This is a genomic window from Nonomuraea sp. NPDC049400 (assembly GCF_044466425.1).
GTDB lineage: Bacteria > Actinomycetota > Actinomycetes > Streptosporangiales > Streptosporangiaceae > Nonomuraea.
In genome coordinates this window covers 1-24444 of sequence record NZ_JBITMP010000052.1, presented here as the reverse complement: position 1 = coordinate 24444, position 24444 = coordinate 1, and the positions used below count along the sequence as shown (strand labels likewise).

Below are 24444 nucleotides of genomic sequence, written 5' to 3'. Positions count from 1 at the left end.
CCCCTTGGCCGCCTGCTCTCCTGCCGACAGTTAACGAAACGTCGTGAAACCGTCCCCTCTCTTCAGACTTATCCCTTGCCTCCCGGCAGGGTCAGGCCGATGATCAGGGGATCGTGGTCGGAGGAGCGGTACGCGTCCGGCTGGTAGAGGCCGGGCGGGTTGTACTCCATGTTGTAGTCGCGGATGCGCGGCTCGTCGGAGTTGATGTGCCAGATGGTCGCGCTCGTCACCCGCTTGAGCAGTTGCCGGCCGACCAGGGCGTGGTCGAGCTCGCCGGCCAGCCCGTCGAACAGGTAGCTGTAGCGCAGCGGCGCGGGCACGAACCGCTTGGTCACGCTGGTCAGGCCGCCCGCCTCGAGGGTGTCGATCGGGTCCTCCTCGCCGTAGGCGTTGAGGTCGCCGAGCACGATCGGGTTCGGCAGGTCCTGGTCCTCGACGATGCCCAGCAGGGCCTGGGCCTGCTTGACGCGGGTGGCGTTCCAGCAGCTCTGGCCGTCGCCCTGGTCGGCGTCGGGTCCGCCGGACGGGCAGGTGCCCTTGGACTTGAGGTGGTTGACCAGCATGGTGAACGGCTGGCCGCCGCCCTTGCGGTGGAAGGTCTGGATCAGCGGCGGGCGGCTGAACACCGGGTCCTGCGACGCCTTCGGCTCGCCGACCGGGGTGAGCTTGCCGGGCTTGTAGATCAGGGCGACCTGGATGGCGTCGGTGCCGGGGTACGGGTGCGTGAGCGCGGCGTACGTACCGGCTCCGACCTCGGCGTTGAGCGCGTCCACCAGCGCCTGGAGCGCGGTCTGGCCGTTGTTCTCGACCTCCATGAGCGCGACCGCGTCGGCGTCGAGCCCCTTGAGGGCGGCCACCAGCTTGGCGAGCTGACGCCGCTGCTCCTCGGCGTTGGTGGCGCCGCGCGAGCCGAGCGTGGTGAACCAGTTGAGGGTGTTGAGCGAGGCCACCTTGACGTTGCCGATCACCGGGAACGGCTTGGGCAGGCGCGGGTTGGCGTTCTTGTAGTCGATCGGCTGGGTGGGCTGGAGCCGGTACTTTCCGAAGCCGTACCCGAGCACGCCCGTGACCCCGAACGCGACATCGCCGGTGCGCACGACGGGCGGCAGCGTCGCCGGGTTCTCCCGGCTCGAGCCGTCGTCGATCAGCAGCGAGCGGCGCTGGTTCAGTGCGGGGTCCACGCCCGGCCGGTCGGTCGGCTGGAAGAGCCGCCCCTGGGAGGAGAGCGTGACCTCGCCGTAGCGGCCCAGGTTGTAGTGCTCGCTGACGGTCAGCGGCTGCGGGAACGTGAGCAGCATGTTCTCGACCGGCTCAAGGCCGCCGGAGGGCAGCTGGTACGGCTGCGCCGCCACGCTCCCCGTGCCGCACACGTCCACGGCGGTGACCGGCGACAGCTCGGTCCAGCCGTTGAACTCGGTCGCCCGGCCGGTGACCAGGACCCGGTCGCCGACCTTGACGTTCTTGAGTGACTCCCTGGCGAACGCGAACAGCCCCTCGGAGGTCGCGGGGTCGGAGTCGGGCCGCGGATCCTGCAGGAAGAAACCGCTGAGCTGGTCGGTCCGCTGGAAGTCGCCGGTGACGACGCCCTCGACCCGTACGGTCTGGCCGGACAGCGGGGTGGCCTCACCGCCGCCCTGCACCTGGGCGATGCGATGGGAGGCCGGGGTGTCGCAGGGAGTCGCCGGGTCCGCCGCCGCAGGTGAGGCCGATAGGGCCACCACAACCAGGGCAGCCAGGGATGCTCGGGATAAAGCGCGCATGCCCGGCACTTTACGGGCTATATGGGCAGCATATTTCCACATAAAGGTGGATAGAACATTAAAACATCGAACCTTGACACCGGCATCGCGCGGGTATGACCAGTGCATGGACTGGGTCACCTGCGCGCATTCGGCTGCCTGCACCGGGATCGCTAGCCGGCCGACGGGCTTCTGCCTCGCACACCTCACTCCCGACCAGCTCTCCGAGGCCCTTGACGAGATGGACCCGAGCCGCCTGCTCGACCTGCGCGGCACGACTGTCAACAACGAGCTACTGTCCAGAGTCGTCGAAGCCACCGGGGGCAGGCCGGGCAGGGCCCGGCTCGATCGGGTCAGGTTCACCGGCGACGTGCGGCTCGCGGGCGTGACGTTCGCGGGCGACGTGTCCCTCGACGGGGCCAGGTTCGAGCGGCTGGCCTCGTTCTTCGGCGCCCGCTTCGAGGGAAACGTGTCGCTGGCCGGCGCCAGGTTCACCCGCGAGCTGTCCTTCCACGGCGTCACCGTGCGCGGGCACGTCTCGCTCGACCGGGCTGTGATGTCCCGTGACGCGCTGTTCAGCCAGGCCGTCTTCGGTCACGGGCTGTCGTGCGAGCGGGCCAGGTTCGACGGGTACGCCACCTTCGACGGCGCCAGGCTGGGCGACGGGGCCACCTTCAGGGGGACGCGCTTCGGCCGTACCGTGTCCTTTCGCAAGGTCAGCGGGCACGCCGGGTTCGATGGCGCGCACTTCGCCGCCGACGCCTACCTCTCGGCCACCGGCAGGTTGTCGGCGGCCAGGGCGCGCGCCGACGGGCTCCTGGACGTGGCGGTGGCGCGGTGCGGCGTAAATCTGCGCGGCGTCGAGGTGGCGGGCTCGACGACGCTGCGGCTGACCGACTCGCAGGCCGACCTCGAGGGCGCGGTGCTGCGCGGCCCCGCCACCGTGACCGGCCGGGGCAGGTCCATGCTGACGTCGCTGCGGCTGGTGGAGGCGGGCAGTCTGGAGCTGTTCGGGCTGGACCTGTCGGTGTGCAGGTTCGCCGGCCTGGCCCATCCCTCGGGGGTGCGGGTCAAGGAGTGCACGTTCGCGCTCACGCCGCGCGGCGTGCGGGTGAGCCTGCGCTGGCCGATGCTGCGCTGGTTCTCCCGCCGCCGGGCGCTGGCCGACGAGCACACCATGCGCGGCTGGGCGGCGCAGGGCGAGCCCGGCGCCACGCCCGACGGGCTGGCCGCGCTCTACGCCGGGCTGCGGCCCAGCGACCGCGCCACCTCGGCCGACTTCGCGTTCGCGGCCATGGAGATGCGCCGCCAGGCCGGCCACCGCTGGTGGTTGTCGGTCTCCTGGCTCCTGTGCGGGTACGGCCTGCGCATGGGGCGGGCGGCGGGCTGGTTCGCGGTGCTGCTGGCGGTCACCGCGGCCGCCGTGCTGTGGACGTCCGCCTCGCACGCCGACCACCAGGCCGAGCTGCCCCAACCGGCCTTACCGATGTTCCGCTGACAGCCTCGGCCTTAGGGCCGGGGAGCAAGCGATCAGGAGAAGCGCCGCCCCTCGTCGCGCCGGTAGGCCCAGCCGGCCGCGAGCGCCAGGGCGACGGTCCACACGGCCAGCATGACGAGGGCGACCGGGTCCGGGCTGTGCCCCGCGGTCATCGCCCAGAGCAGCTCCGCCGCGCCCCTGGCCGGCGTGTAAGGCGAGATGACCTCGATGAACCCGGGCAGCACCGAGGGCGGCAGCAGCAGCCCGCCGACCACCGCCAGCGGGAAGAACAGGATCTGCGACACCGCGATGGCGCCCTTCGAGCTCAGCAGGAAGCCGATCAGCAGTCCCAGCAGCATGAACGGGATCCCGCCCACCACCAGCGCGACCAGCCCGAGCAGCAGCCGCGGCGGCGTGATCGTGGCCTGCGTGAAGAACGCCGCCAGCAGCAGCACGGGGATCACCGAGACCAGCATGACGGCCACCGTGGTGAGGATCCGCCCGGCGAAGCGGGGGAACGGGCCCGCGGGGAGCGTGCGCAGATAGGGGTTCCAGGGCTGCTCGCGGTCCTGGGCGACGCTGATGGCGAGCCCGATCAGGGCGCCCGACATCGCGCCGAAGAACATCAGGGACGCCGTCGCCGTCGTGGCGGCCGCGGGATCGCCGCCCGCGAACGGCACCACGAACGCCAGCATCGAAACGGCCGGGAAGAACGCGCTGGCCAGGATGCTGATGGGCACCCTGATCTGCTCCAGCATGAGGTAGCGGGTGTGCGCGAGGACCAGACTAGACATGCGCGGACTCCTTCGAGGTGATGGCGAGGAAGGCCTCCTCGAGGGTGGTCGGTCTGATCTCGAGCCCGGAGAACGGCGTGCCGCTCCGCACCAGCTCGACGACCAGCCGGTCGGGATCGGCGGTCATCAGGTGGATCCGGCCGTCCTCGCGTTCGGAGCCGATCACTCCGGGCAGCTCGGGCAGGTCCGCCGCGGCGAGCGAGACGCGCCGCACGCCCACGATGTCGCGTACGGCCCGTACGGTGTCGTCGGCCAGCACGCGGCCGTGGCCCACCACCACGACCCGCTCGGCCAGGGCCTCGATCTCCTCCAGGTAGTGGCTGGTGAGCAGGACGGTGCCGCCGCCCTCGTGGAAGGCCCTGACGCCGTCCCACAGCGAGCGCCTGGCCTCGACGTCGAGGCCGGTCGTGGGCTCGTCCAGGAAGACCAGCTTCGGGTCGCCCGCGAACGCCAGCGCCACGGCCAGCCGCCGCTTCTGGCCGCCGGACAGGCCGCCGACCTGCCGCTTGACCAGGTCGCCGAGGCCGAAGCGCGCGAGCAGCTCCCCTTTTTCCGCTTTTTTCGGGAAATGCGCGGACACGAAGTCGACGATCTCGCCGACCCGTAACGTCTCCGGCAGCCCTGTCTCCTGCGGGGTCACGCCGATGCCGCGCCGTGCGGCCGGGTCCTGGGGCGAGCCGCCGAGCAGCTCGACCGTGCCGGACGTCGGGCGGCGCAGCCCCACGAACAGGTTGATCAGGGTGGACTTGCCCGCGCCGTTCGGGCCGAGCAGCCCGACCAGCTCGCCTGCCCTGATGTCGAGCGAGACGCCGTCGAGCGCGAGCACGTCGCCGTAGCGGCGGGTGACCTCGATGGCCCTGGCGAGGACCGTCATGACATTCCTCCTGCGTTGTCGAGCAAGGCGCGAATCGCCTTGTTGTAGTCCTCGAAGGCCAGCCGTCCACGCTTGGTGAGAGCCACGAACGTGACCGGGGTGCGGCCCTTGTGCGTCTTGGTGATCTGGACGTATCCGGCGTCCTCCAGCTTGCTGAGGTGCACCGACAGGTTGCCCGCGGTCATGCCCAGCAGGTCCTTCAGCGCCGGGAACGCCATCTCGCTCCCCTCGCCGAGCACGTTCAGCGCGGCGACCACCCGGAGCCTGGCCTGCGCGTGGATCACCGGGTCCAGCTCGGGCGGCGACTTGTCCGCGGTCACCGGCAGCGCCTAAGCCACAGGCCCGCGACGATGAAGCCGCCGCCCAGCAGCACGGCCGTCAGCAGCGCGTGCCAGCCGGCGCCGAGCAGCACCCCCACGGCGTCGACGCCCGCGACCCACGCGCCGACGAAGAACATCGGCCAGTTGAGCCAGATCGCGCCCCCTGCCATGTGCATGACCGCGACGACCAGGAGTGACGCGCCTCCCCAGACGAGGCCGCTTTCCTCGGGGGGCAGCAGGGCGCTCACCCTGGTGGCGATGACGACGACGAGCATCATCCCGGCGAACCACGCGTACCCGTACATCGTGCCCTTGGCCGTGCTGTCGCCGCGGACTCCCCTGTTCATCCGCACGATCCCGAACGCGGCTATCGACCCGGACACGATCTGCGCGCCCATCAGCACCGCCAGCGCCTGCATCTGGGAGATCGGCGCGTACGGGTGGCCGTCGAGGCCGTAGTGCAGGAAGAACGCGGTGAAGCCGAGCAGCCAGGCGACACCCCAGGGGACGTAGAGCAGGAGCGGATCTCCGTGCAGCCACCTCGCGGTGGCGACGCTCTGCTCCTCGATGACACGCAGCATCTCCTCGGGACTCGCCACGTGATCGTCGTCGCTCGCCATCACAAACCCCTCACTCTCTCAAACTGGTTTGTACTTTAAACCAGATTGCCGCGCCAACTCAACCCCTCCCTTCGGGCGGTGGTTCAGCGCCTGGTCAGGACCTCGGACTCCCACAGGTCGCGGTAGTAACCGGGCACGGCGACGAGCTCGTCATGCCGCCCTCTCTGGACGACCCGGCCCTCGTCGAGCACGACGATCTCGTCCACGTTCTCCAGCCCTCTGAGGCGGTGGGTGACGAGGAGCGTGGTGCGGTCCCTGGTGACGTCGAGCAGGTCGCTCATCAGCCGGTCGGCCGTCTCCTCGTCGAGCGCCTCGGCGGGCTCGTCGAGCAGCAGCACGGGCGGGTCGTACAGCAACGCCCTGGCCAGGGCCAGCCGCTGCAACTGCCCGCCGGACACGGTCCTGCCGTCCTCGCCCAGCTCCGCGTCCCACCCGGTCCGCTCGACCCACCCGTCGAGCCGGGCATCCCGTACGGCCCGCTCGAGCGTCTCGTCGTCGGCCTCGGGGCCCGCGAGGCGGAGGTTGTCGCGCAGGGTGGTGCGGAAGATGTACGGGTCCTGGGTGAGCCCGGTCATGAGCGTCCGCACGTCGTCGCCGGCGAGGTCGCGTACGTCGACGCCGTTGACGCGGATGTGGCCGGACTCGGGCTCGACCAGCCGCATCAGGGCGGCCAGCAACGTGCTCTTCCCCGCCCCGCTGGGCCCGACGATCGCGACCCGCTTGCCGGGGGTGAGCATCAACGACACTCCGTCCAGCGCAGCGCGCGGCGCGTCGCCGCGGGGCGCGGTTCCGTCCGGCGCGGCGGCGGCGGGGTGGCGGACCACCAGGTCGCCGATATCTACGGTCAGCGGGGAGGCGGGCAGCGGCGCGCGACCGTCAGCCGCGGGTTCCGTGACGGCGGGGGTGGCGGAGCGGACGTCGCGGAGGCGCCGGAGCGCGGCCGTGATCCCGGCCAGGCGCTCGCCCGCCGCGGCCAGCGGCAGCACCGGCTCGAACGACACCAGGGCGGTCAGCGCGAGCACGGCCGTGGCGACCGAGCCGGCGCCCGCGCCCTGGGCGAGCAGTACGACGGCCGCCACCGTCAGCCCCTGCACCAGCGTGCCCCCGGCCAGGGCGGTGGCGTGGACACGGGCCTGGCGGCGTTCCAGCGCGGCCAGGGACTCGTCGGCGGACAGCGCCTTGGCCAGCGCGTCGTCGTCGGCGCCGTAGGCAGCCAGGTCGGCGGAGCCGTGCACCAGGTCCGCCACCCGGCCCGCCAGGGCCGCCCTGGCGGGTGCGATCCTGGCCGACCAGCGGCGGGCGGCGGCGGCCGTGCCGGCGGGCAGCACCACCCCGGCCAGCACGAGCCCGGCCACCAGCACCAGCGCCGTCACCGGCAGGACGGTCAGCCCGATGGCCACGGCCGCCAGCCCCGCCGCCGCGGCCGCGGCGGCGGGAAGCAGGCAGCGTACGAGGAGGTCCTGTACGGCCTCGGTGTCGTCGACCATGCGGCTGAGCAGGTCGGCGCCGCCGTGCCGCGGCTGCTGGGGCGGGATGAGCGCCTGGAAGAGGCGTTCCCGGGTGCCCGCCTGGGCGCGGAGCGCGACGTCGTGGCCGGTGAGGCGTTCGGCGTAGCGGAAGACGCCCTTGCTGGTGGCGAACGCCCTGGTCGCCACGATCGCCACGCTCAGGGCGGCCAGGGGCGGCTGCTGGGCAGCCCTGGTGATCAGCCATGCGGCGGCGGCGATGAGCCCGAGCCCGGCCAGGTCGGCCGCCGCCCCGGACAGCACGGCCCAGACCAGCCGCGTCCCCATGCGCCGGTTCACTGTCCGCTCCCATCGCCAGGCCTTATCACTGCCACCTGATCAGGTGGCTGTTGATGGTGCGGGGCTGAGTCCGGCGCACCTCCCACGGTGACACCACTGCCTTCCACTGCCGCGGCCCCCTCCGTGGCGGTGTCGGAGACGACACGGCCCTCGTGGATGCGGATGACGCGGTCGGCGAGCTCGATCATGGCGGGCCGGTGGGCGACGATGACGGCCGTGCGGTCCTGGGCCAGGTCCGAGGTGGCCGCCACCACGGCCGCCTCGCTGCGGCCGTCCAGGCGGGCCGTGGGCTCGTCGAGCAGCAGCGCCGAGGCGTTCGGCCGGCAGAAGGCCCGCGCGAGCGCGATCCGCTGCCGCTGACCGGCCGAGAAGTTGGTCCCGCGCTCGCCCACCACCGTGTCGAACCCCTGCGGCAGCCCGTCCACGAAGTCGGCGTGCGCGGCGGCGGCCGCCCCGCGGACCTCGTCCAGAGTGGCCGAGGGGGCCCCGAGCCGGATGTTGTCGGCCACCGACGTGGCGAACAGGTGCGGCCGCTGCGCCACGAACGCCAGCCGCGCCCGCCAGCTCCCGAGCTCCAGCTCGCGCAGGTCCGTCCCGTCGATGAGGACCCGGCCCTGCGACGGGTGGATGAAGCCGAGGATGAGGTGGAGCAGGGTGCTCTTGCCCCCGCCGCTCTCGCCGACCAGCGCCACCCGTTCGCGCGGGCCGATGGTCAGGGAGACGTCCTCCAGCGCGGCGCCGTCCCGGCCGGGGTAGCGGACAGTCACGTTCTCCAAGCGGATCTCCGGGGCCCCGGCCTGGAGCGCCCTGCCCGACGGCGCCGGGGCGGGCCGCCGTACCGGATCGGCCGGGTCGGAGCCGGACTCGTCGAGTACGGCGAAGGCCGCGTCGGCGGCGGCCACCCCCTCCATCGAGGCGTGGAAGCGCGTCCCCATCGCCCGCAGCGGCAGGTACGCCTCCGGCGCCAGCAGCAGCACCAGCAGCGCCGTCGTCAGATCCAGCGACCCCCCGAGCAGCCGCAGCCCGATCGGCACCGCCACCAGCGCCAGCGACAGCGACGCGCACAGCTCCAGCACCAGCGACGACAGGAACGCCACCCGCAAGGTCCGCATGGTCGCGCTCCGGTGCGCGTCCGCGACCTGCTGGATGACGCCCGCCTGGTATCGGGCGCGCCCGAACGCCCGCAGCGTGGGCAGCCCGCGCACCACGTCCAGGAAGTGGCCGCCGAGCCGCGACAGGGCCAGGAACTGGCGCTCTGTAACCGCCTTGGTGGTCATGCCCACCAGCGCGCCGAAGATCGGGATCAGGGGCAGCGTGACCAGGACGATGACCGCGCTGGCCAGGTCGGCGGCGAACAGCCGGACCAGCACCGCGAGCGGCACCACCCCGGCCACCGCGATCGACGGCAGGTAGCCCGTGAGGTAGGCGTCGAGCCCGTCCAGGCCGCGCCCGGCGAGCGTGACCAGCTCGCCGGAGCGGTGGGCGGTGAGCCGCCCTGGCCCGAGATCCCGCAGGCGGCCCAGCAGCCGGTGGCGCAGCGCCGACTTGACGCCGGTCGCGGTGCGCCCCGCGAAGACGCCCTGCGTCCAGGCGAGCAGCGCCCGCACGCCCACCACCGCCGCCAGCCCGGCCAGGGCGGCGGCGGTGAACCTGCCGGACAGCACCCCGGCGAGCAGCTCGGCCTGCACCAGTACGAGCAGCCCCGCGAGCACCGCCGCGACCATGGTCACGGCCAGATGGCGGCGAACCGACCGCTCGGCCCGCATGAGCCGGAGGAGATCCTTATGCACTTGACCTCAGAAGAACGACGGGAGCCGGAAGGCGTCCTTCCCTGGGCGGAAAGTGCGCCATACCCATATTTGCGCGCCCAGCACGATGGGCGCGCACGGCAGCGCCATGACACTGAGCACATTCAACGTAGCCGGGGGCGCGCTGTGGTCCAGCAGGTACGGCATCGCACCAACGAGCACCCCCAGCGCCGGGAGCGCCGCCACGAACGCCGACACCGCCAGGGCACGCCCCGACCTGGACGCGCCGAAGGCGCCGGGCGTCCGCCACGCCAGGAACATCCACCCGTGGAAGGCGAACAGCAGCGTCACGACCGCCCCCAGCATCACCCCCACCGGGTGCACGGCAGGCGCATCGAACCCCGTGGCCGCCGCGTAGATCGCCATGCCCCAGCCGAACGACAGCCCGAGAGACCCGAACGCGATCATCGCGTCCCAGAACCCCCGCCACCTGAACCCGTCCAGCCGGCGCCTGAACCACAGCCCCGCGTCCCGTACGACCCAGCTCAGCAGCATGGCCACCACCAGCGGGTACAGCTCGAACAGCACCTCGCCCTCGAGCAGCGGATAGACCCCGAACAGCGCGCCGGCGACCGCCACCAGCCACACCTCGTTGGCCAGCACGTACGGCGCGATCGCGGCCACCATGCGGTCGCGGCCCTCGCGGGTCCTGCCCAGCAGCGGCAGCAGCAGCCCCACCCCCAGGTCGAACCCCTCGAGGGCGAAATATCCGGCCAGCAGGAGCGCGAAGAGGACGAACCAGATCATTTCCATGTCAGCACACCTCAGTAGCTCAGCGCGGGGGAACGGGACTCATCGGCGGGAGCGGCGCCCAGGGCGAGGTCGCGCGGCCCGCGCCGGATGATCTTGGCGATGAGCACGTAGTCGACGACCGCCAGCAGCCCCAGCACGCCGGCGAACGCCACGAAAGAGCCCGTGATCATGCCCGAGGTCAGCCCGGGCGACATGGCGTCGGCCACGGTGAGCTTCTCCCAGATCATCCACGGCTGCCGGCCGACCTCCCGCGCCATCCAGCCCATGATCGCGAGGATGAACGGCAGCGGCGTCATCAGCATGAGCAGCGGATGCGTCCACCGCCACTTGTGCAGCACCCGGACCATCGGGAGCATCACGAACAGCACGACCAGCGCGAGCAGGTGCCCGAACTCGATCATGATCCCGAGCGGGAGCGCCGCACCCAGGTTGCCGTCCCACTTGCCCTCCTGGACCCCGGCGAACTGCGCGTACCCGAACCCGATCGTGAGGAAGATCCCGATGGCCGCGGCGACCACGCCGGTCCGCAGCGACCTGGTGAAGAACTCCACGTGCTCGGTGCGGCGCCTCAGCTGGTACGCGCTCGCGCCCACCAGCACCATGGCCCCCGTGAACAGGCCCGCCCCGATGACGTGCGGGAAGGAGAAGATCAGCGCCTTGTTCGTGAGCAGGGCGCCGAAGTCCACCAGCTCCAGGCGGCCGCCGCGGGCGACGGAGCCGACCGGGTTCTGCAGGAACGAGTTGGCGACCATGATGTAGAACGCGCTCGCGTACGCCGTCAGCGTCACGAGCCAGATGCACGCCAGGTGCAGCCGCCTGGGCAGCCGCCCCCAGCCGAAGATCCACAGGCCCAGGAAGGTGGACTCCAGGAAGAAGGCCACCAGCGTCTCCATGGCCAGCGGCGCGCCGAACACGTCGCCCGCATAGTGGGACAGGCCGCTCCACGACAGGCCGAACTGGAACTCCATCACCAGCCCGGTCACGATGCCCAGCGCGTAGTTGACGACGTAGACCTGCCCCCAGAAGCGGGTCATCGCCTCGTGCAGCGGTTTGCCGGAGATCACCCAGCGCGTGTTCATGATCGCCACCAGCGGCGCCAGGCCCAGGGTGAGCACGACGAACAGGAAGTGCAGGCTGCCCGTCACCGCGAACTGCGCGCGTGCCAGTTCGAGTACATCCATCACGACTCCGTGGGTTGTTATGCCTATCTACATATAGACAGCCTACATGTAGACTGTCTACATGCGAGCACACCTCCGCACTTGGGCCGGGCCCCTCCGGGAGGGGCGGGCCGCTTCTGTGGCGCGGGTTCTAGGATCGAAGTCATGAATCCGGACGCGTTGCGCGGGCACATGGACGCGCTCCTGCTCTCCGTGCTGGAGCGGGAGCCGCTGCACGGCTACGCCATCATCGAGGCGCTGCTGGAGCGCAGCGGAGGCGCGCTCAACGTGCCCACCGGCACCGTCTATCCGGCCCTGCGCAGGCTGGAGCGCATCGGCTACCTGTCCAGCGAGTGGGCGACGGTGGGCGGGCGCAGGCGCCGCACCTACCGACTGACCGACTCGGGCAGGAAGCACCTCGAAGGGGAGCGCTCGGCATGGCGCGAGTTCGCCACCGTGATCGGGGGCGTGCTGCGCGCCGAGACCGCCGAGGTCAGCGCCGCACGAGCCGCGAACGGCTGACGCGCAGGCAGCGCGTGGCGCCGTAGATCTGCATGCCCCAGAAGGCGGAGGTCACCATGTTGGCGAGCAGCGCGGGCAGGGCGTCCAGCCGGCTCGCCCCGTTCGCACCCAAGGTCAGCACCACGCCCAGCGCCCCGGTGACCGGCAGCATGGCCCACACGAGCACGCCCAGCGACCTGGTCACCAGCCGCGGCCGGCGGATCCACCGGGCCCCCCGGCTCAGGGCGAACAGCGCGAGCCCGCCGTACAGCCCGACGCAGAGCTGGAGGATGTCGAGCAGCCGCGCGACCGCCACGAACCAGACGGGCGCGTGCCGCCAGGCGTCCGCGTCGCCGGGATAGACGCGCCACATCACCGACCACATCAGGGTGGTGATCGGCACACTGATGAAGAGCAGGAAGCCCAGGCGGCGCCCCGCCACGGCGGTCAACTCGGACTGGTAGCCGGGGGCGACCTCAGCGATCTCTCCGAACTCCGCCACCGCGGCCCGCTCCGCCTCCGCCCGGTCCAGCCCCTCGGCCTCCAGCGCGTCGGCGGTGTCGGTCAGGCTGTCGCGCGCCTCGACGACCAGGTCACGCTTCGGCCCGTGGGGCCCGGCCAGGGCACGGTCGAGCTCGGCCACGTAGTCGTCGATACGCATGAGACCCAGTTTACGGAGACCGATCTCGGGGTCCCATCGGGGAATTCCCCGATTTTTCGGGGGGCCAGGTTGATGTGTAGGAAAAATCCTACATATAGTGGACGGCATGCCGATATCCCAGATCCTCACCGTCACCGTGCCCGTCGCCGACCAGGAGCGGGCGCTGGCCTTCTACACCGGCGTGCTCGACTTCGAGGTACGCACCGACAACCCCTTCCCGATGGGCCGCTGGCTCACCGTCGCCCCCAAGGGGGCCGAGACCACGTTGCTGCTGGCCTCCTGGTTCCCCGACATGGCGCCGATCGGCGGCATGGTGGTGGCCGCACCCGACCTCGACGCGCTCGCCGCGCGGCTGCGCGAGCACGAGATCGCCTTCGACGGGCCGAGCGACGAGCCGTGGGGCCGGCAGCTGCTGTTCCACGACCCGTTCGGCAACGGGTTCGTGGTCAGCCAGGGATGACCGCCGACCACGTGTTCACCGCGCTGGCCAGCCCGGCCAGGCGGGAGCTGCTGCGCCTGCTGCTCGACGAGGGCGCCCAGCCCGCCGGCCGGCTGGCCGAGCGGTTCGACATGAGCAGGCCCAGCGTGTCGGAGCATCTCAAGGTGCTCAGGGACGCGGGGCTGGTCGCCGAGACCCGCAAGGGGCGGGAACGGCACTACCGGCTGGAGGCGGCGCCGCTCATGGAGATCCGCGACTGGCTCAGCCCGTACGAACGGTTCTGGCGGGAGAAGCTCGCCGACCTCACGACCCTGCTCGACGAGATGGAAGACGACGATCATGCCCCACGACAAGACGGCTGAAGACCTGCGCGCGATCAGGCTCGACCAGTTCATCGCGCACCCGCCCGCGAAGGTCTGGCGGGCGCTCACCGAGCCCGAGCTGGTCGCGCGCTGGCTCATGCCCAACGACTTCAAGCCGGAGGTGGGGCACCGGTTCACGTTCACCACGGAGCCCAAGCCGCAGGTGGGCTTCGACGGGATCGTCCACTGCGAGGTGCTGGAGCTGGAGCCGGAGAAGCTGCTGAAGATCAGCTGGAGCGACCGCAAGCGGGCCGACTGGACGGTCACCTGGCGGCTGGAGCCCGAAGGCAAGGGCACCAGGCTGTTCCTCGACCACGAGGGCTTCGACCCCGACGACGAGCTGCAGCAGCTCTCGCGGCGGATCATGGGCGGCGGCTGGCGCTCGCGCCACTTCGGCGCGATCGCCGCCATCGCCGCCGAGCTCTAGGTGTCTAAAGCTTCTCCCAAAAATATGGGGGGTGTGCCGCCGAGTCCGCAGCGATCTCGACGGCACACCCGTCCGGGAGGGGGTCCTGTTATTTCTTCTCTTCGAGAGTCACGGCGACGTCGTGGGTTTTGCCGTCCCTCATATATGTGATCTTGACCTGTTGGCCCGGTTTAAAACCTCTGACCTGCCCAACTACAGTATCCCCCCCGTCAACCGCCTTGTCGCCGATCCTGGTGATCAGGTCGCCCTGCTGAAGTCCCGCCTTCGCCGCCGGGCTTCCGTCGGTGACCTGCCGGATGAGTGCGCCCGGCACGTCGCCCGTCGCGTCGGTGACACTCACGCCGAGGAACGCGTGGCTGACCTTGCCGTTGCTGATGAGCTGCTCGGAGACCTGCTTGGCGGTGTTGACCGGGATCGCGAAGCCGACGCCGCCGCCCGCGGCGTCCGAGGCGATGGCGGTGTTGATGCCGATCAGCTCGCCCGCGGCGTTCACCAGCGCGCCGCCGGAGTTGCCGGGGTTGATGGAGGCGTCGGTCTGGATGGCGCCGCCGATCGTGGTGGTCCCGCTCCCCTGGCTCTGCTGCTCCATGCCCCAGCCCGGCGGGATCTGCTGGCGCTGCTCGCCGCCGACGGTGAGCGTGCGGTCGAGGGCGCTGACGATGCCGGCGGTGACGGATCCGTCCAGACCGAGCGGGCTTCCGATGGCGAGTACGGGGTCGCCGACCTTGACGATGTCGCTGTCGCCGAGTGTGGCCTTGGTCAGCCCGGACACGCCCTCGGCCCTGATGACGGCGAGGTCGGTGGCCGGGTCGGTGCCGACGACGGTGGCCTTGGCGGTCTTGCCGTCGTTGAACTTGACGGTCATCTGCCCGCCGCCCTGGCCGGCGCCCTCGACCACGTGGTTGTTGGTGAGGATGAGACCGTCCTCCGACAGCACGACGCCGGAGCCCTCGCCGGTCTGACCCTGGATCATCACGACGCTGGGCTGCACCTTGGCGGCCACCTGCGCGATGGTGAGCTGGTTGGAGGCCGACTTGAAGACGGGGCTCGGCGTGGCGCTGCTGGCGAGCGGCTCGGGCTGGAACGCGTTGGCGACGACGGCCCCCACGACGCCGCCGCCGATGGCCGTGGCCGCCAGGGCGAGGCCGGCGATGGCCTTGCGCCCCATGGAGGAGAAGCCGGGCTTCCTCGGTGGCGGGGGCGGAGGAAGCGGCTGTCCGAGGATCTGTGTGTCTCTGCGGGGGAAGCCCCCGGGGGCCGGCGGGGTGCTGCCGAACTGGCTCCACCCGCCGGTGCCCTGCTCGTGAGGCTCATTGGCGTTCATCTGTCATCTCCCTCGAATCCCGATGACTCAAGGGTGCCAAGACTCGCGTAAGAGCTGGTTAAGCCGTTGATCGGTGTCGCATGAAGCCGTTCACGGATCGCTTATCACCGCAGGTGAAGGGGGCCATCGCCGCAACCGAGGCATCTTAACAGATCTTCCCAAGCTTTGTACACAGGTGATTGGCCGTTTAATCGGTCCCGTCCGGCATAACACGATTGGGCGCCATCGATCGAGCACGGAGGCATCCGCATGTCCGAAACCAACGTCGTCCCCATCACCGCAGGAACCGGCCGCCGGCGAGCCGCAGGCCGCCGTCGCGCGCCCGCCATCCCGGCCGGCATCCCTCTCGCCGACCTCATCCCGTCATGGAAGCTGGCACTCCAATCGGCGAACAAGAGCCTGAACACCATCACCATGTACCTCCGCACCGCCGACCGCTTCGTCGCCTACCTCGCAGAGCATGGCGAGCCGGCCGACGCCGAAAGCGTGGCCGCCGAACAGGTACGCGCCTTCCTGGTGCACGAACAGGAGAAGCGCGGCCTATCGACCGCGAAGTCGGCACACGCCTACCTTGGCGTCTTTTTCTCGTGGCTCATCGACGAGAACGAGCGCACCACAGTCTCCCCCGTTCTAGCGAAGGACCGGCCAAAGATACCCACGAAGGCACGCACGTATGTCTCCGTGGAGGAGATGCGCCTTCTCATAGAGGTCTGCAAGGGCTCGGACTTCACATCTCGCCGTGACACAGCGATCTTCTACGTGCTGTTCGACAACGGTATGCGCGTGGGCGGGCTCACCGGATTGCGCCTCGACGATGTGGACCTGCAAGGCCACCGGCTCCGCATCAGGCTCAAGGGCGGGATGGAGAAGTGGGTACCGATCGGCAACCGTACGGCGCAGGCAATCGACCGATACCTACGTGTGCGAGCCCGGCACAATCTGGCAGAGTCGCCGTGGTTGTGGCTCGCCGCCCGACACCCCACACGGTTGGGGATTGACGGCGTCCAGGGCATGGTCAAGCGGCGAGGCGAGCAGGCCGGGATCAAGGGGTTGCACCCTCACCGGTTCAGAGGGTCGAGCGCGCACCAGCTGCTGGCGGCCGGGGCGTCGCCGGACGATGTGAAGCGGATCCTCGGGTGGCTGTCGGATTCGATGTTGCGGCACTACACCGAAGAACTCGGCGATGAACGGGCGAGATCGGCGCACGCACGGTTCTCACCGTCGGATCGGGTGTAGGCGGCCGTCTCAGGGGTTGGCCTGGCGCCAGATTTCGGTCTTTCCCGAATCCCGAAAATTCCTGCCATACCCCAGTGACAGCAGGCGGTTAGTCGATTACGATCCGAGATCGGCACTCTCTAGGCGAGGGCGTGGGGCACGATCGCCGCACCGGCCCGGAGAGTCCCTCCCGAGGCTCGGCAAGTCCGGGCCGGTGCGGCCCCTCCTCGGAGGGGGCGGGGACCTCGACAGGACAATTGCCGAGGTCCCCTGTTCCGCGCGGCACTACCGGACAACGAGAGTCGTCCTGTCGGCCGCAAGCAATTGTGGATCATTTCCTGGCTTCTCAAGGACGAACACCGGAACTCCCTCGGGAATGCCGAGCGCTCGCCGCTCTTGCAGGGTCGGCATGCGACTGCTGACCCGAGTGTCCCCCTCGACAACCACTTCCGCCACGTCCACTTTCGGACGCACGCGGGATCCCTGCTTGGTCGTGACGATCAACCCCTCCGCGCGTAGAGCGGCCATGGCCTTGCGGACCGATTCCCGGCTGATGCCGAGCACGTCCACATACTCAGGTTCGGTCATCAACCGCTGGCCTGGGCGGAGTTCGCCACTTTCGATCGCGGCTCGGACAGCGTCCACCAGCTGGCGGTAGACGGGCACACCCGAGTCCGGATCGATCATGGAAGCGAGCGTAGGAGTGACATGGGTACGTACGGATCATGGCTACGTACCCATGAGGACGCTAACTCCCGATAGCATCGCCTTATGCGGAGCCAGAACGAGGAATCAGGCGCTTTAATCCCCTCATCCGGTCGTCAGATGATCAGCCCAATAACGCTCGAGCAGCGTATACGGGCAAAAACCGCATTCCTCTCCGAGAAGCTCGAAGACAACACGAAACGTGCCTATCGGGACGACTGCAATGCCTGGGAGCGTTACTGCCGCACCTATGGACTCGGCACGTATCCAGTGGATGACGTGACGATCGTCAATTACATCGAATACCTCGTAGACGAGGGCAGAGCACTCAGCACCATCCAGAGGCGCGTGAACGGGCTACGCGCGGCGATGAAGGCCGTAGGATACCCGTTCTCCCCCGAAACGGTCGAAGCAGCCCAAACCGCCCTTACAGTCGCTCGCAAGCGCATCATGAAAGAGCCAGGCACCCGCGGCAACGGCAAGGCGCGCGCCTTCACCGTGCCAGAGCTGCGTGCCATGTCCGACGCCTGCCCCGACACCCTCCGAGGCGTCCGCGACCGCGCCCTGACACTGCTCGGCTTCGCCATCGGCGCCCGCCGCAGCGAGCTCTCCAACCTGCACGTGGCCGACGTGACCGACGTCGCCGCCGGACTGGAGGTACATATTCGCTGGTCGAAAGTCGGCGAGGAGCGTCGGCCCAAGGTTCCATACGGGCAGCACTTGGAGACCTGTCCCGTGCGCGCATGGAAGGCATGGCTAGCCGCGGCCGGCATCACCGAGGGGCCCGCGTTCCGCCGCATCGACAGGCACGGCAACCTGGGCGCATCCATCACCCCCGAAGGTGTCGGTGACGCCATCACCGAACTCGCCGCCCGCGCCGGCCTCGGCAAGCGGACCGCACATGGGCTGCGCTCTGGCATGGCCACCGAAGGCCGCCGAGCCAAGCACGACGCCGTGGCCATCGCCCGCCAGGGCGGCTGGACCAAGCACAGCCGCGAGATGCTCGGCTACATGCAGGTCATCGACGAATGGGAGGACAACCCGCTGTACGGGATCGGCCTCTAAGCACGAGCCGGCCGCAGTCCCATCAGGAGGACCCGCTCCCCCGTGATGTCTTCTTGCCGGTGATGATGACCTCATCACTGGGCAGCAGGCGGGGTTCCTCCCCTTCGGTCTCGACGACAACCAAGCCCACGCCATCGTCGATCCGGAGATCTACCCGCTCTGCCGGCGTCGGCTGCCGGAACCAAACCTTCGTCTCGGGTCCGACCTTGATCTCCCGCCGCTGTGGCTGCGTGCGCACCTTTGTGCCTTCTCCTCGTTGAGTGACGATGAGGGCTTCTGCCCTTAGGACTCCCAAGGCTTGGCGCACTGCCGGGCGGCTCACGCGGTACTGCTGGGCCAGCTTGTCTTCGGCTGGCAGCGCAGTCTCGGGCGCCAGTTCTCCGGCGCGGATCTTCTCTCGGAGCACGTCAGCGAGCTGCTGATAGACGGGCACGTAGCTCCTCGGGTTGATCTCCACACGCTCAAGGTAGACGAAAGCTAAGTATCCTGTGATCTTGTAAAGCTGTCTACCTATGCTTTCAGGCTATCTGTTTACCTGTAATAACAAGTCCAGTAGCCTGCGCATATGGCTCTTCCTGTGGATCCAACGACAGCCGTCGAGATGCTGACCAGTCGCTACCCGCATTGGATCTTCTGGCTGTCCGACATTGGCCGCGTCTGGGCAACCAGCCGCGACGAGCGCGTACCGGCCGAGTGCCGCATAGCTGTCGACGCCGACACCGCGGACGAGCTGGAACACCTCGTCATAGACCAGGAGCGTCTGCGTGGCCGCACGCCTGCACCACGAGGGCCTGAGTTCAAGACGGGAGACCTACGGTGACCGCTCCCTTTTGTCTCACGTGTGCTGACGAGCTGGAGCTCACCCCGGACGGCTGGGCAGGCCCCGATGGCTCGACGACGTGCCCTCGCACTGGCCGTCCGCATTCAGTACCGCAGATCGTGCCCGACCTGGAGGACAAGCCGTGAGCAACGATCATGACCCGTCGTGGCTCGACGAGGACACGGTCACGCCAGAAGACATCAGGCTCGCCATAAAGGATGCCGTCGCCGCTGGCGGTAACCGTCGCATGCTGGACCGCAAGTTGAAGGCAGCGATCGAGGAGGCCGGCGGCACCATCGAGGATTTGGCGCAGCAGTGGACGAGGCGCAACCGCAATGAGCGGCTCATGGCCGAATATCGCGCACAGCTCAACCGCAGAGTGCAGCCATAGCCGGGAGGACCCCGTGGCCGACGCCCTGATCAACCTGATCGGCGCAATCCTCAGCAACGCGGCGGTCTTGTCGCTCTTAGTCGGCGCCGCGATCGTCTATATGGGCTCATGCATCGTCAAGCCGTACCGAGCATGCAAGGCCTGCCACAGAACGAAGGAGTCGCACTCCACCCTCTTTAAGGGTGCGTTCGGTCCATGCCCAGCCTGCAAAGGCATCGGCCACCACCTGCGTTACGGTGCGCGACTCCTCGGCCGGAAGCTCTGACGCGACCCGTCAGTCTGGGATGTCGAACGGGTAGGACCATACGAACCGCGACGCCGCGTGAACGCCCTCCGCATACTCGACCACCCTGCCTTCGGCCGTCCGGGTAATGCGATGCACCTCCACGACGGGCTCGCCGGGCGGAAGCTTCAAGCGTTCGGCCTCCTCGGTGGTCGGCATGCGGGCGAACAGGTCCTCAACCATCCGCTGGGGCTCAAGGCCCCGCTCCGCGAGAATCGCGTACCCACCTCCCCGCCCTGCGATCCCGGGACGAGGGTCGACGATGGCTGTGCCATCGACGTCTTCGGGTCGGTAGTAGCTGGTCATGGTGTGGGTGGGTGTGTCATCGCTGGTCATCAAACGGTCACGCTCGACCACCTCGGCTCCCACTTCAACACCGAGTGCTGCCGCGACTCGTTCATCGGCGGGTACCCGATTGACTGTCTGAGTCTGTCCGCCCTGGCGCGTAATCGTGTCGCCATTGTTGCTCTCGTCCTGGTGGGCCTCGGTCGTGGTGGCGGCCCAGCGTGACCGCGCGTAGCGGTGCGGGCCCACGTGCCGCACCTGGTGGGTCTCGCGGACGTACGCACCGGAGCCGTAGCGGGTGGTGATCAGCCCCTCGGCGGCGAGTTGGGCAATGGCCTTTGATGCGGTGTTGCGGCTCACGCCGTACTGCTCAGTGAGATCTCGCACGGTGGGCAGCTTCGCGCCAGGACCGAACCGCCCGTCGGCGATGGCTGCGCGGAGGTCTGCGGCGATACGACTGGCAGAACCAGTCTGCGGCTCAGGACTCATGGGCCAACGATAACAAATTGTCGTACGCCAATTTCAAGATTCTTTAAGCATCCTAGGCCAATCTTCTTGACAGCTCTCAAGCATCATAGGATGGTTCATCATAGGATGCTTTCCCTGGTATTCCCGGGGATCCCGCACCAACTCACGAATGTCCGCTTTCGGGAGGTTTGCTTTGACGGCCAGTCACACGGACCTGATGGATCGTGGGCCCTGGATGTCAACCAGGGCCGTCGCGCGCCGGTGTGGCGTTACCGATGAAACGGTCCGCGACTGGAGGAAGGCGGGCAAGCTCAGCGCCAAGAGGACCCCGGGCGGCCACTACCGCTTCGACCCCGTCGAGGTAGACGCACTGCTGAAGGACGACACCGCTGCCGACGTCGAGGTAGCGGTCTGATGTTTGCGAATACCGGCCCAGACAGCGCAAAAGCGGCCCTCATCCGCCAAGACTCCGGCCGCTCCACGCGCTCCCACCCAAAAGACAGGAGCCCCTTCATGATGTCACACGCCCTGGACTCCATCACCTTCTCCGACGCGGATCGCGCCCAGGTCGTCCAGATCGTCGGCAACGTGTATCAGGAGTGCCTGCTCCAGCTGCGCAGCGCGGACCGGTTGCGGGAGGCCGCGGGCCTGCCCTTGCCGGCCGAGGCGTCCCAGCTGTACGCGTACCTGCTCCCCCGTCAGGCGGTGTCGTCCCGATGAAGACCCGCACCCTTGCCGAGATCCAGGCCGTGACCGCCGAAGTGAACAGCAGGATGACTCACCAGCCCGCCCTTCGAGGCTTCGCGGACCGCCCCCGGATCGACACGAGCGTCTGCACCAACCCGTCCTGCTCTGACCGCCGCTGCTCCTGCTCTCAGGGGAGCCAGCGGTGACCGACAAGCGCAGCCTCTTCATCGTCATCACCACGCAGAACGCCGACGGGGACGCCGGGACGACCTCGCACGAGCTCACCGTCCCGGCAGGGACGAAGCACGTCGACCTCCTCTACTACGTGATGACGGAGTGCGTACCCGAGCACCGCCGCGACGGCATCGTCCTGCACTACTCGGTTCACCCCGCGGTGATCGCATGAGCTGGCCCGGCTGCCGTGCGAGCGCCGTCTGCGGCGGCCGGGCCCACCACTCTCCCCGTCCGGGGGACATCCCCGAATCGCGACCCGACTCGCCCCCGGACGGGGCTCACAACGACACCCCCGAGGAGAACGACATGAGCGACAACGTGCAGCCCGGCACCTGGACTGACGACGCCGCCAGAAGCATCGCCGGAGAGATCGGCCGACTACTCCAAGCCTTGATCACGGACGACAACGAGGCGTTCGATGCTGCTGCAGCCAAAGCCCGCCGCCTGATGGATGACCCAGCAAGCAAGCACAAGTAGCCCACCAGCCCGACCGGACCCGCATGGGCCGCCGGCATCTCAGGGAGCAAGCCCTGAGCGGGCACGACAGCACTCCAACCATCAGAGGAGACCGCGATGAGCAGCGTGAGGCAAACCATCGACGGTGTGATCGCCGACCTCATCCGCCGTCTCGCGCTGGCCGCCAGCGAGCACGACAACGCGGCCGAGGACGACGAGACACCGCCGTCATGACCCCCGAGGAGCGGCGCCGCAGACGCCTCGACCGGATCATGGCGGAACTCAACCGCCAAGCCGCCGCGATGCACGCCGCCATGCAACCCACCGACGAAGAGGACGAGCCCGATGAGGGCGACGAGCAGAACCCCAGGAGCACCCCGTGAGCATCGACAATCTCACCGACTACCTACCGCCCACATGGGTGTGGTGGCTCGTGGGCGGAGCCTGCTCACTGGTCGCCACGTGGATCACCACGCGGGCCGCCGTCGCGGGCGTCCGCTACGCCTTCAAGGCGCTGCACGGCAGAACCAACGGCGAGAGCGACACGAACCGCCGCCCTACCGAGCTCGAAGACGTCCTCACGTGGGCGATTGCAGCCATCGCCACCGGCGTGTCCGCGTCCGGCATGTGGAAGTTCGCCGGCGACGTCCTCGGCCTTGACGGCTTCTTCCGCGTCCTGTTCTTCGCGTTCATCGAAGGCGCCATCGTCATCTCCGCACTTCGCGCCCGCCGCAGCATGCGGGAGAACTACACCGCCGGCGTCGACGGGATCGCCGTGTGGGCGCTCGCAGCGTTGACCGCTGTCCTGGCGAGCCTGGACGCCGCCCACCCCGGCGAGGTCGTGTTCCGGCTCGCCGCCCCGATGGTCGCAGCCTGGCTGTGGGAGCGCGGCATGCGGCTCGAGCGTCGCAAGCTCCGCGGCCTGTCCGGCATCCACTGGCGTCTCACACCCGAACGGCTGCTCGTCAGGATCGGCCTGGCCGAGGCGACCGACCGGACCGCTTCCGAAGTGGACGCACACCGCCGGCTGACCAGAGTCGCCCTCGCCGCCAAGCAGGTCCACATGCTTCGCGCCGTGAACGCATCCGAGCGAAAGATCCGCAAGGCCGCCGCCAAGCTCGACAAGCGCCTGGACCAGGCCGTCGAGCACACCGGGCTCGCCCGCGACCACCGTATGAAGTGGGCGCTCCTCGACCAGGTCGGCACCCTGGGCGGCGCCGAGTCGCTGTGCAACCTCCTCGAGACCGCCCAAGGGCCGTGGGCTCTCACAGACCACCCGCTCGTGACCGGCGCCGCCAAGCACCACGAAGCCGTCCAGCTGGCCGAGGCGATGCGCGAGTGGAGCGACACCCTCAAGCAGCAGCGCGACCCCGAAGTGTCCGCCGCGGTCACGTCGATGGCCGCCTACATCGCGCAGATGGAAGGCCGTCCCGTCCCCGACATGGCGGAGCCTGCGCCGACAACTTCGGTCGCGCCGACGGTCGCTTCCCCGGCCTTCGGCGCGACCGAGACGCGACCGATCACGCGACCGGAAATGGCCGCTCCGGCTGCCCCCCTCACGGTCGTCAATCCGGTCGCGATCCCAGTCGCGGACGACGACGATTTCGGCGACCGAACCCGCGACCGAGACGGCGACCAGGACGGCGACCGTGAAAGGCCCGATGAGCAGGACAATCGCGAGGCTCGGGAGTGGATCCGTGTCCGGTGCCGTGGTCGAAACGGCGTCGGTCGTAAGCCGTCGAAAACCGAGGTCTCGAAGCGCTTCGGATTCAGCGAAACGTGGGCCTTCAGCCGCATCCAGGAAGTGCAGGAGCGGATGACGGCTCAGGGCTACACATTCGAGTCCGATGGGACGGTCAACGCACCGACGCGATCGGTCGCCGACACGGACGCTTCAGGCCGGGCGGAGGTGTCGGCGTGATGCATGCTCTCCTAGCTCAGTTCGTCGCCGTACCCGCGAACGTCCGCATGGTTTTGAATCTTGGCGCGGATGCGAAGCACCTCGTAGGTCAACTCCTCGTGCAGAGCATCGACGCGCCTGATCATGTCGTCGTCGCCTCGCTCCCGAGCTTCCGCGTACACGTCCTTGGCGGCCTTCGCGAGAAGCGACATGGCTGCATGCAGACGCCGGCGGGCGAGAGGAGCATCCCAGCCGTGAGGCGGCACCTCGAGATCGTGGAACTGGCGTGTCAGCGAGTCCGCCCTGCGGCGGAAGACTCGGCGGATCCATGCGGCTATCCGTCGCGGTCGCATGAGCGCATCGTCTCTCAACGAACCGTCAGTGAGAACCCATTCTCGTCACGGAACGTGTTGTCGGCTGGCCCGAAGCCGCAGCGTCGCCCTCTGAGAGAGAGGACCGCGATTGGGGCGCTCTACGCGCCCAGTGTTACGTAACGCGCACGCCTCCGTAACACGCGCGCGAGTGTAACCCCACAAGTCAAGTTCACCATCTGTGACCAAGGAGAGTCGTTGTCCGAGAAGCGCCAGACCGGCCCGCAGGCCCGCCGCGACTTCCACGAGAACCGCATCGGACGCGAGAAGAACGGCGTCATGCGGTTCTGGTGGGCGGCCTGGTGGGCGGCAGCCGAACTCAAGCACCTGAGCCGCCGGGACGCGGCGAAGGCGCACGAGCAGGGACTCGCCTTGGCCGAGCAACTCGCGGCGTTCGCCCGCGGCCTCAACGACCAGCACCACGCACACCTGATGACCCAGAGAGGGGGTAGAAGCCGTGCCAGCGCCTGACCTGTTCAAGCTCAACCTGCCCACCGAGG

Annotated in this window: 32 protein-coding genes; 17 read left to right on the top strand and 15 right to left on the bottom strand. The window is 69.1% G+C overall.

The genetic code is table 11. The features are described 5' to 3' along the window. Positions 1-68: 68 nt before the first annotated feature. Entirely contained in the window at positions 69-1760 is a 1692-nt protein-coding gene (locus ACIBVN_RS48595; protein ID WP_397147616.1) for an ExeM/NucH family extracellular endonuclease, read from the bottom strand. Between the two features lie 106 nt (positions 1761-1866). On the opposite strand from ACIBVN_RS48595, the gene ACIBVN_RS48590 reads away from it, so the two are divergent. Beyond that, complete coding sequence (locus ACIBVN_RS48590) at positions 1867-3237, top strand: pentapeptide repeat-containing protein (RefSeq protein WP_397147614.1); 1371 nt, start codon at positions 1867-1869, stop codon at positions 3235-3237. Between the two features lie 32 nt (positions 3238-3269). On the opposite strand, the gene ACIBVN_RS48585 is transcribed toward ACIBVN_RS48590, so the two are convergent. From ACIBVN_RS48585 to ACIBVN_RS48550, 8 genes are all read right to left on the bottom strand, one after another. Then, entirely contained in the window at positions 3270-4010 is a 741-nt protein-coding gene (locus tag ACIBVN_RS48585; RefSeq protein WP_397147612.1) for an ABC transporter permease, read from the bottom strand. Further along, positions 4003-4884 carry an ABC transporter ATP-binding protein gene (locus ACIBVN_RS48580; RefSeq protein WP_397147610.1) on the bottom strand — a complete coding sequence of 294 codons (882 nt, stop codon included), beginning with the start codon at positions 4882-4884 and terminating at the stop codon, positions 4003-4005. Before ACIBVN_RS48580 ends, ACIBVN_RS48585 begins: the two co-directional genes overlap by 8 nt. After that, a complete protein-coding gene (locus ACIBVN_RS48575) occupies positions 4881-5204 on the bottom strand; it encodes a transcriptional regulator (protein WP_397147608.1) in 324 nt (107 codons plus the stop codon). The genes ACIBVN_RS48580 and ACIBVN_RS48575 overlap by 4 nt, the downstream gene beginning before the upstream one ends. Further along, on the bottom strand, positions 5201-5824 hold the full coding sequence (locus tag ACIBVN_RS48570; protein WP_397147606.1) for a hypothetical protein: 624 nt from the start codon (positions 5822-5824) through the stop codon (positions 5201-5203). The genes ACIBVN_RS48575 and ACIBVN_RS48570 overlap by 4 nt, the downstream gene beginning before the upstream one ends. A gap of 83 nt (positions 5825-5907) precedes the next feature. Further along, the gene (cydC, locus tag ACIBVN_RS48565) at positions 5908-7629 is read right to left on the bottom strand and encodes a thiol reductant ABC exporter subunit CydC (RefSeq protein ID WP_397147604.1); all 1722 of its coding nucleotides are present in this window, start codon (positions 7627-7629) and stop codon (positions 5908-5910) included. After that, complete coding sequence (gene cydD / locus ACIBVN_RS48560; protein WP_397147602.1) at positions 7626-9419, bottom strand: thiol reductant ABC exporter subunit CydD; 1794 nt, start codon at positions 9417-9419, stop codon at positions 7626-7628. Before cydD ends, cydC begins: the two co-directional genes overlap by 4 nt. A gap of 6 nt (positions 9420-9425) precedes the next feature. Continuing rightward, a complete protein-coding gene (locus ACIBVN_RS48555; RefSeq protein WP_397147600.1) occupies positions 9426-10190 on the bottom strand; it encodes a cytochrome d ubiquinol oxidase subunit II in 765 nt (254 codons plus the stop codon). Positions 10191-10201: 11 nt separating this feature from the next. Then, positions 10202-11371, bottom strand: a complete 1170-nt coding sequence (locus ACIBVN_RS48550; RefSeq protein WP_397147598.1) for a cytochrome ubiquinol oxidase subunit I — start codon at positions 11369-11371, stop codon at positions 10202-10204. A 144-nt stretch (positions 11372-11515) separates the two neighbouring features. Here ACIBVN_RS48550 and ACIBVN_RS48545 point away from each other — a divergent pair, with 144 nt between their 5' ends. Continuing rightward, on the top strand, positions 11516-11872 hold the full coding sequence (locus tag ACIBVN_RS48545) for a PadR family transcriptional regulator (protein WP_397147596.1): 357 nt from the start codon (positions 11516-11518) through the stop codon (positions 11870-11872). Here the strand turns inward: ACIBVN_RS48545 and ACIBVN_RS48540 are convergent. Next, a complete protein-coding gene (locus ACIBVN_RS48540) occupies positions 11844-12512 on the bottom strand; it encodes a permease prefix domain 1-containing protein (RefSeq protein ID WP_397147594.1) in 669 nt (222 codons plus the stop codon). The two genes, ACIBVN_RS48545 and ACIBVN_RS48540, sit on opposite strands and share 29 nt — an antisense overlap. A gap of 106 nt (positions 12513-12618) precedes the next feature. On the opposite strand from ACIBVN_RS48540, the gene ACIBVN_RS48535 reads away from it, so the two are divergent. From ACIBVN_RS48535 to ACIBVN_RS48525, 3 genes are read left to right on the top strand one after another with little or no spacing between them, the layout of a single operon-like run. Further along, positions 12619-12972 (top strand): VOC family protein, encoded by a 354-nt coding sequence (locus ACIBVN_RS48535; protein WP_397147592.1) that lies wholly within the window; start codon positions 12619-12621, stop codon positions 12970-12972. Next, a complete protein-coding gene (locus ACIBVN_RS48530) occupies positions 12969-13313 on the top strand; it encodes an ArsR/SmtB family transcription factor (protein WP_397147590.1) in 345 nt (114 codons plus the stop codon). The genes ACIBVN_RS48535 and ACIBVN_RS48530 overlap by 4 nt, the downstream gene beginning before the upstream one ends. Continuing rightward, the gene (locus ACIBVN_RS48525; RefSeq protein ID WP_397147588.1) at positions 13291-13740 is read left to right on the top strand and encodes an SRPBCC domain-containing protein; all 450 of its coding nucleotides are present in this window, start codon (positions 13291-13293) and stop codon (positions 13738-13740) included. The genes ACIBVN_RS48530 and ACIBVN_RS48525 overlap by 23 nt, the downstream gene beginning before the upstream one ends. Positions 13741-13828: 88 nt before the next feature. Here ACIBVN_RS48525 and ACIBVN_RS48520 read toward each other — a convergent pair whose 3' ends face one another. Next, positions 13829-15064, bottom strand: a complete 1236-nt coding sequence (locus ACIBVN_RS48520; RefSeq protein ID WP_397147586.1) for a S1C family serine protease — start codon at positions 15062-15064, stop codon at positions 13829-13831. A gap of 249 nt (positions 15065-15313) precedes the next feature. Between ACIBVN_RS48520 and ACIBVN_RS48515 the strand changes: the two genes are divergently transcribed. Then, positions 15314-16300: a tyrosine-type recombinase/integrase gene (locus tag ACIBVN_RS48515; RefSeq protein ID WP_397147584.1), complete on the top strand. Its 987-nt coding sequence runs from the start codon at positions 15314-15316 to the stop codon at positions 16298-16300. 264 nt (positions 16301-16564) lie between these two features. On the opposite strand, the gene ACIBVN_RS48510 is transcribed toward ACIBVN_RS48515, so the two are convergent. Next, positions 16565-16966 (bottom strand): GntR family transcriptional regulator, encoded by a 402-nt coding sequence (locus ACIBVN_RS48510; protein ID WP_397147582.1) that lies wholly within the window; start codon positions 16964-16966, stop codon positions 16565-16567. 84 nt (positions 16967-17050) lie between these two features. On the opposite strand from ACIBVN_RS48510, the gene ACIBVN_RS48505 reads away from it, so the two are divergent. Further along, positions 17051-18049, top strand: coding sequence for a tyrosine-type recombinase/integrase (locus tag ACIBVN_RS48505; protein WP_397147580.1), 999 nt, complete (start codon positions 17051-17053; stop codon positions 18047-18049). Between the two features lie 22 nt (positions 18050-18071). Here ACIBVN_RS48505 and ACIBVN_RS48500 read toward each other — a convergent pair whose 3' ends face one another. Continuing rightward, on the bottom strand, positions 18072-18506 hold the full coding sequence (locus tag ACIBVN_RS48500; RefSeq protein ID WP_397147578.1) for a GntR family transcriptional regulator: 435 nt from the start codon (positions 18504-18506) through the stop codon (positions 18072-18074). Positions 18507-18626: 120 nt separating this feature from the next. On the opposite strand from ACIBVN_RS48500, the gene ACIBVN_RS48495 reads away from it, so the two are divergent. From ACIBVN_RS48495 to ACIBVN_RS48485, 3 genes are all read left to right on the top strand, one after another. Further along, on the top strand, positions 18627-18869 hold the full coding sequence (locus ACIBVN_RS48495) for a hypothetical protein (RefSeq protein ID WP_397147576.1): 243 nt from the start codon (positions 18627-18629) through the stop codon (positions 18867-18869). Positions 18870-19011: 142 nt separating this feature from the next. Further along, the gene (locus ACIBVN_RS48490; protein WP_397147574.1) at positions 19012-19260 is read left to right on the top strand and encodes a hypothetical protein; all 249 of its coding nucleotides are present in this window, start codon (positions 19012-19014) and stop codon (positions 19258-19260) included. A 13-nt stretch (positions 19261-19273) separates the two neighbouring features. Continuing rightward, positions 19274-19525: a hypothetical protein gene (locus ACIBVN_RS48485; RefSeq protein WP_397147572.1), complete on the top strand. Its 252-nt coding sequence runs from the start codon at positions 19274-19276 to the stop codon at positions 19523-19525. 9 nt (positions 19526-19534) lie between these two features. On the opposite strand, the gene ACIBVN_RS48480 is transcribed toward ACIBVN_RS48485, so the two are convergent. Beyond that, entirely contained in the window at positions 19535-20317 is a 783-nt protein-coding gene (locus ACIBVN_RS48480) for a GntR family transcriptional regulator (protein WP_397147570.1), read from the bottom strand. A gap of 214 nt (positions 20318-20531) precedes the next feature. Between ACIBVN_RS48480 and ACIBVN_RS48475 the strand changes: the two genes are divergently transcribed. The 6 genes from ACIBVN_RS48475 to ACIBVN_RS48450 all read left to right on the top strand — a co-directional run bounded on the left by ACIBVN_RS48475 (position 20532) and on the right by ACIBVN_RS48450 (position 23594). Beyond that, on the top strand, positions 20532-20711 hold the full coding sequence (locus ACIBVN_RS48475) for a helix-turn-helix domain-containing protein (RefSeq protein ID WP_397147568.1): 180 nt from the start codon (positions 20532-20534) through the stop codon (positions 20709-20711). Between the two features lie 98 nt (positions 20712-20809). Next, positions 20810-21016 carry a hypothetical protein gene (locus tag ACIBVN_RS48470; protein WP_397147566.1) on the top strand — a complete coding sequence of 69 codons (207 nt, stop codon included), beginning with the start codon at positions 20810-20812 and terminating at the stop codon, positions 21014-21016. A 169-nt stretch (positions 21017-21185) separates the two neighbouring features. Beyond that, entirely contained in the window at positions 21186-21389 is a 204-nt protein-coding gene (locus ACIBVN_RS48465; protein WP_397147565.1) for a hypothetical protein, read from the top strand. A 134-nt stretch (positions 21390-21523) separates the two neighbouring features. Then, positions 21524-21694, top strand: coding sequence for a hypothetical protein (locus tag ACIBVN_RS48460; RefSeq protein WP_397147563.1), 171 nt, complete (start codon positions 21524-21526; stop codon positions 21692-21694). Positions 21695-21903: 209 nt separating this feature from the next. Then, on the top strand, positions 21904-22056 hold the full coding sequence (locus ACIBVN_RS48455; RefSeq protein WP_397147561.1) for a hypothetical protein: 153 nt from the start codon (positions 21904-21906) through the stop codon (positions 22054-22056). Next, positions 22053-23594 (top strand): hypothetical protein, encoded by a 1542-nt coding sequence (locus ACIBVN_RS48450; protein WP_397147559.1) that lies wholly within the window; start codon positions 22053-22055, stop codon positions 23592-23594. The genes ACIBVN_RS48455 and ACIBVN_RS48450 overlap by 4 nt, the downstream gene beginning before the upstream one ends. Positions 23595-23605: 11 nt before the next feature. On the opposite strand, the gene ACIBVN_RS48445 is transcribed toward ACIBVN_RS48450, so the two are convergent. Next, positions 23606-23785: a hypothetical protein gene (locus ACIBVN_RS48445; RefSeq protein ID WP_397147557.1), complete on the bottom strand. Its 180-nt coding sequence runs from the start codon at positions 23783-23785 to the stop codon at positions 23606-23608. Between the two features lie 357 nt (positions 23786-24142). On the opposite strand from ACIBVN_RS48445, the gene ACIBVN_RS48440 reads away from it, so the two are divergent. Beyond that, positions 24143-24415: a hypothetical protein gene (locus ACIBVN_RS48440; RefSeq protein WP_397147555.1), complete on the top strand. Its 273-nt coding sequence runs from the start codon at positions 24143-24145 to the stop codon at positions 24413-24415. Positions 24416-24444 lie beyond the last annotated feature (29 nt).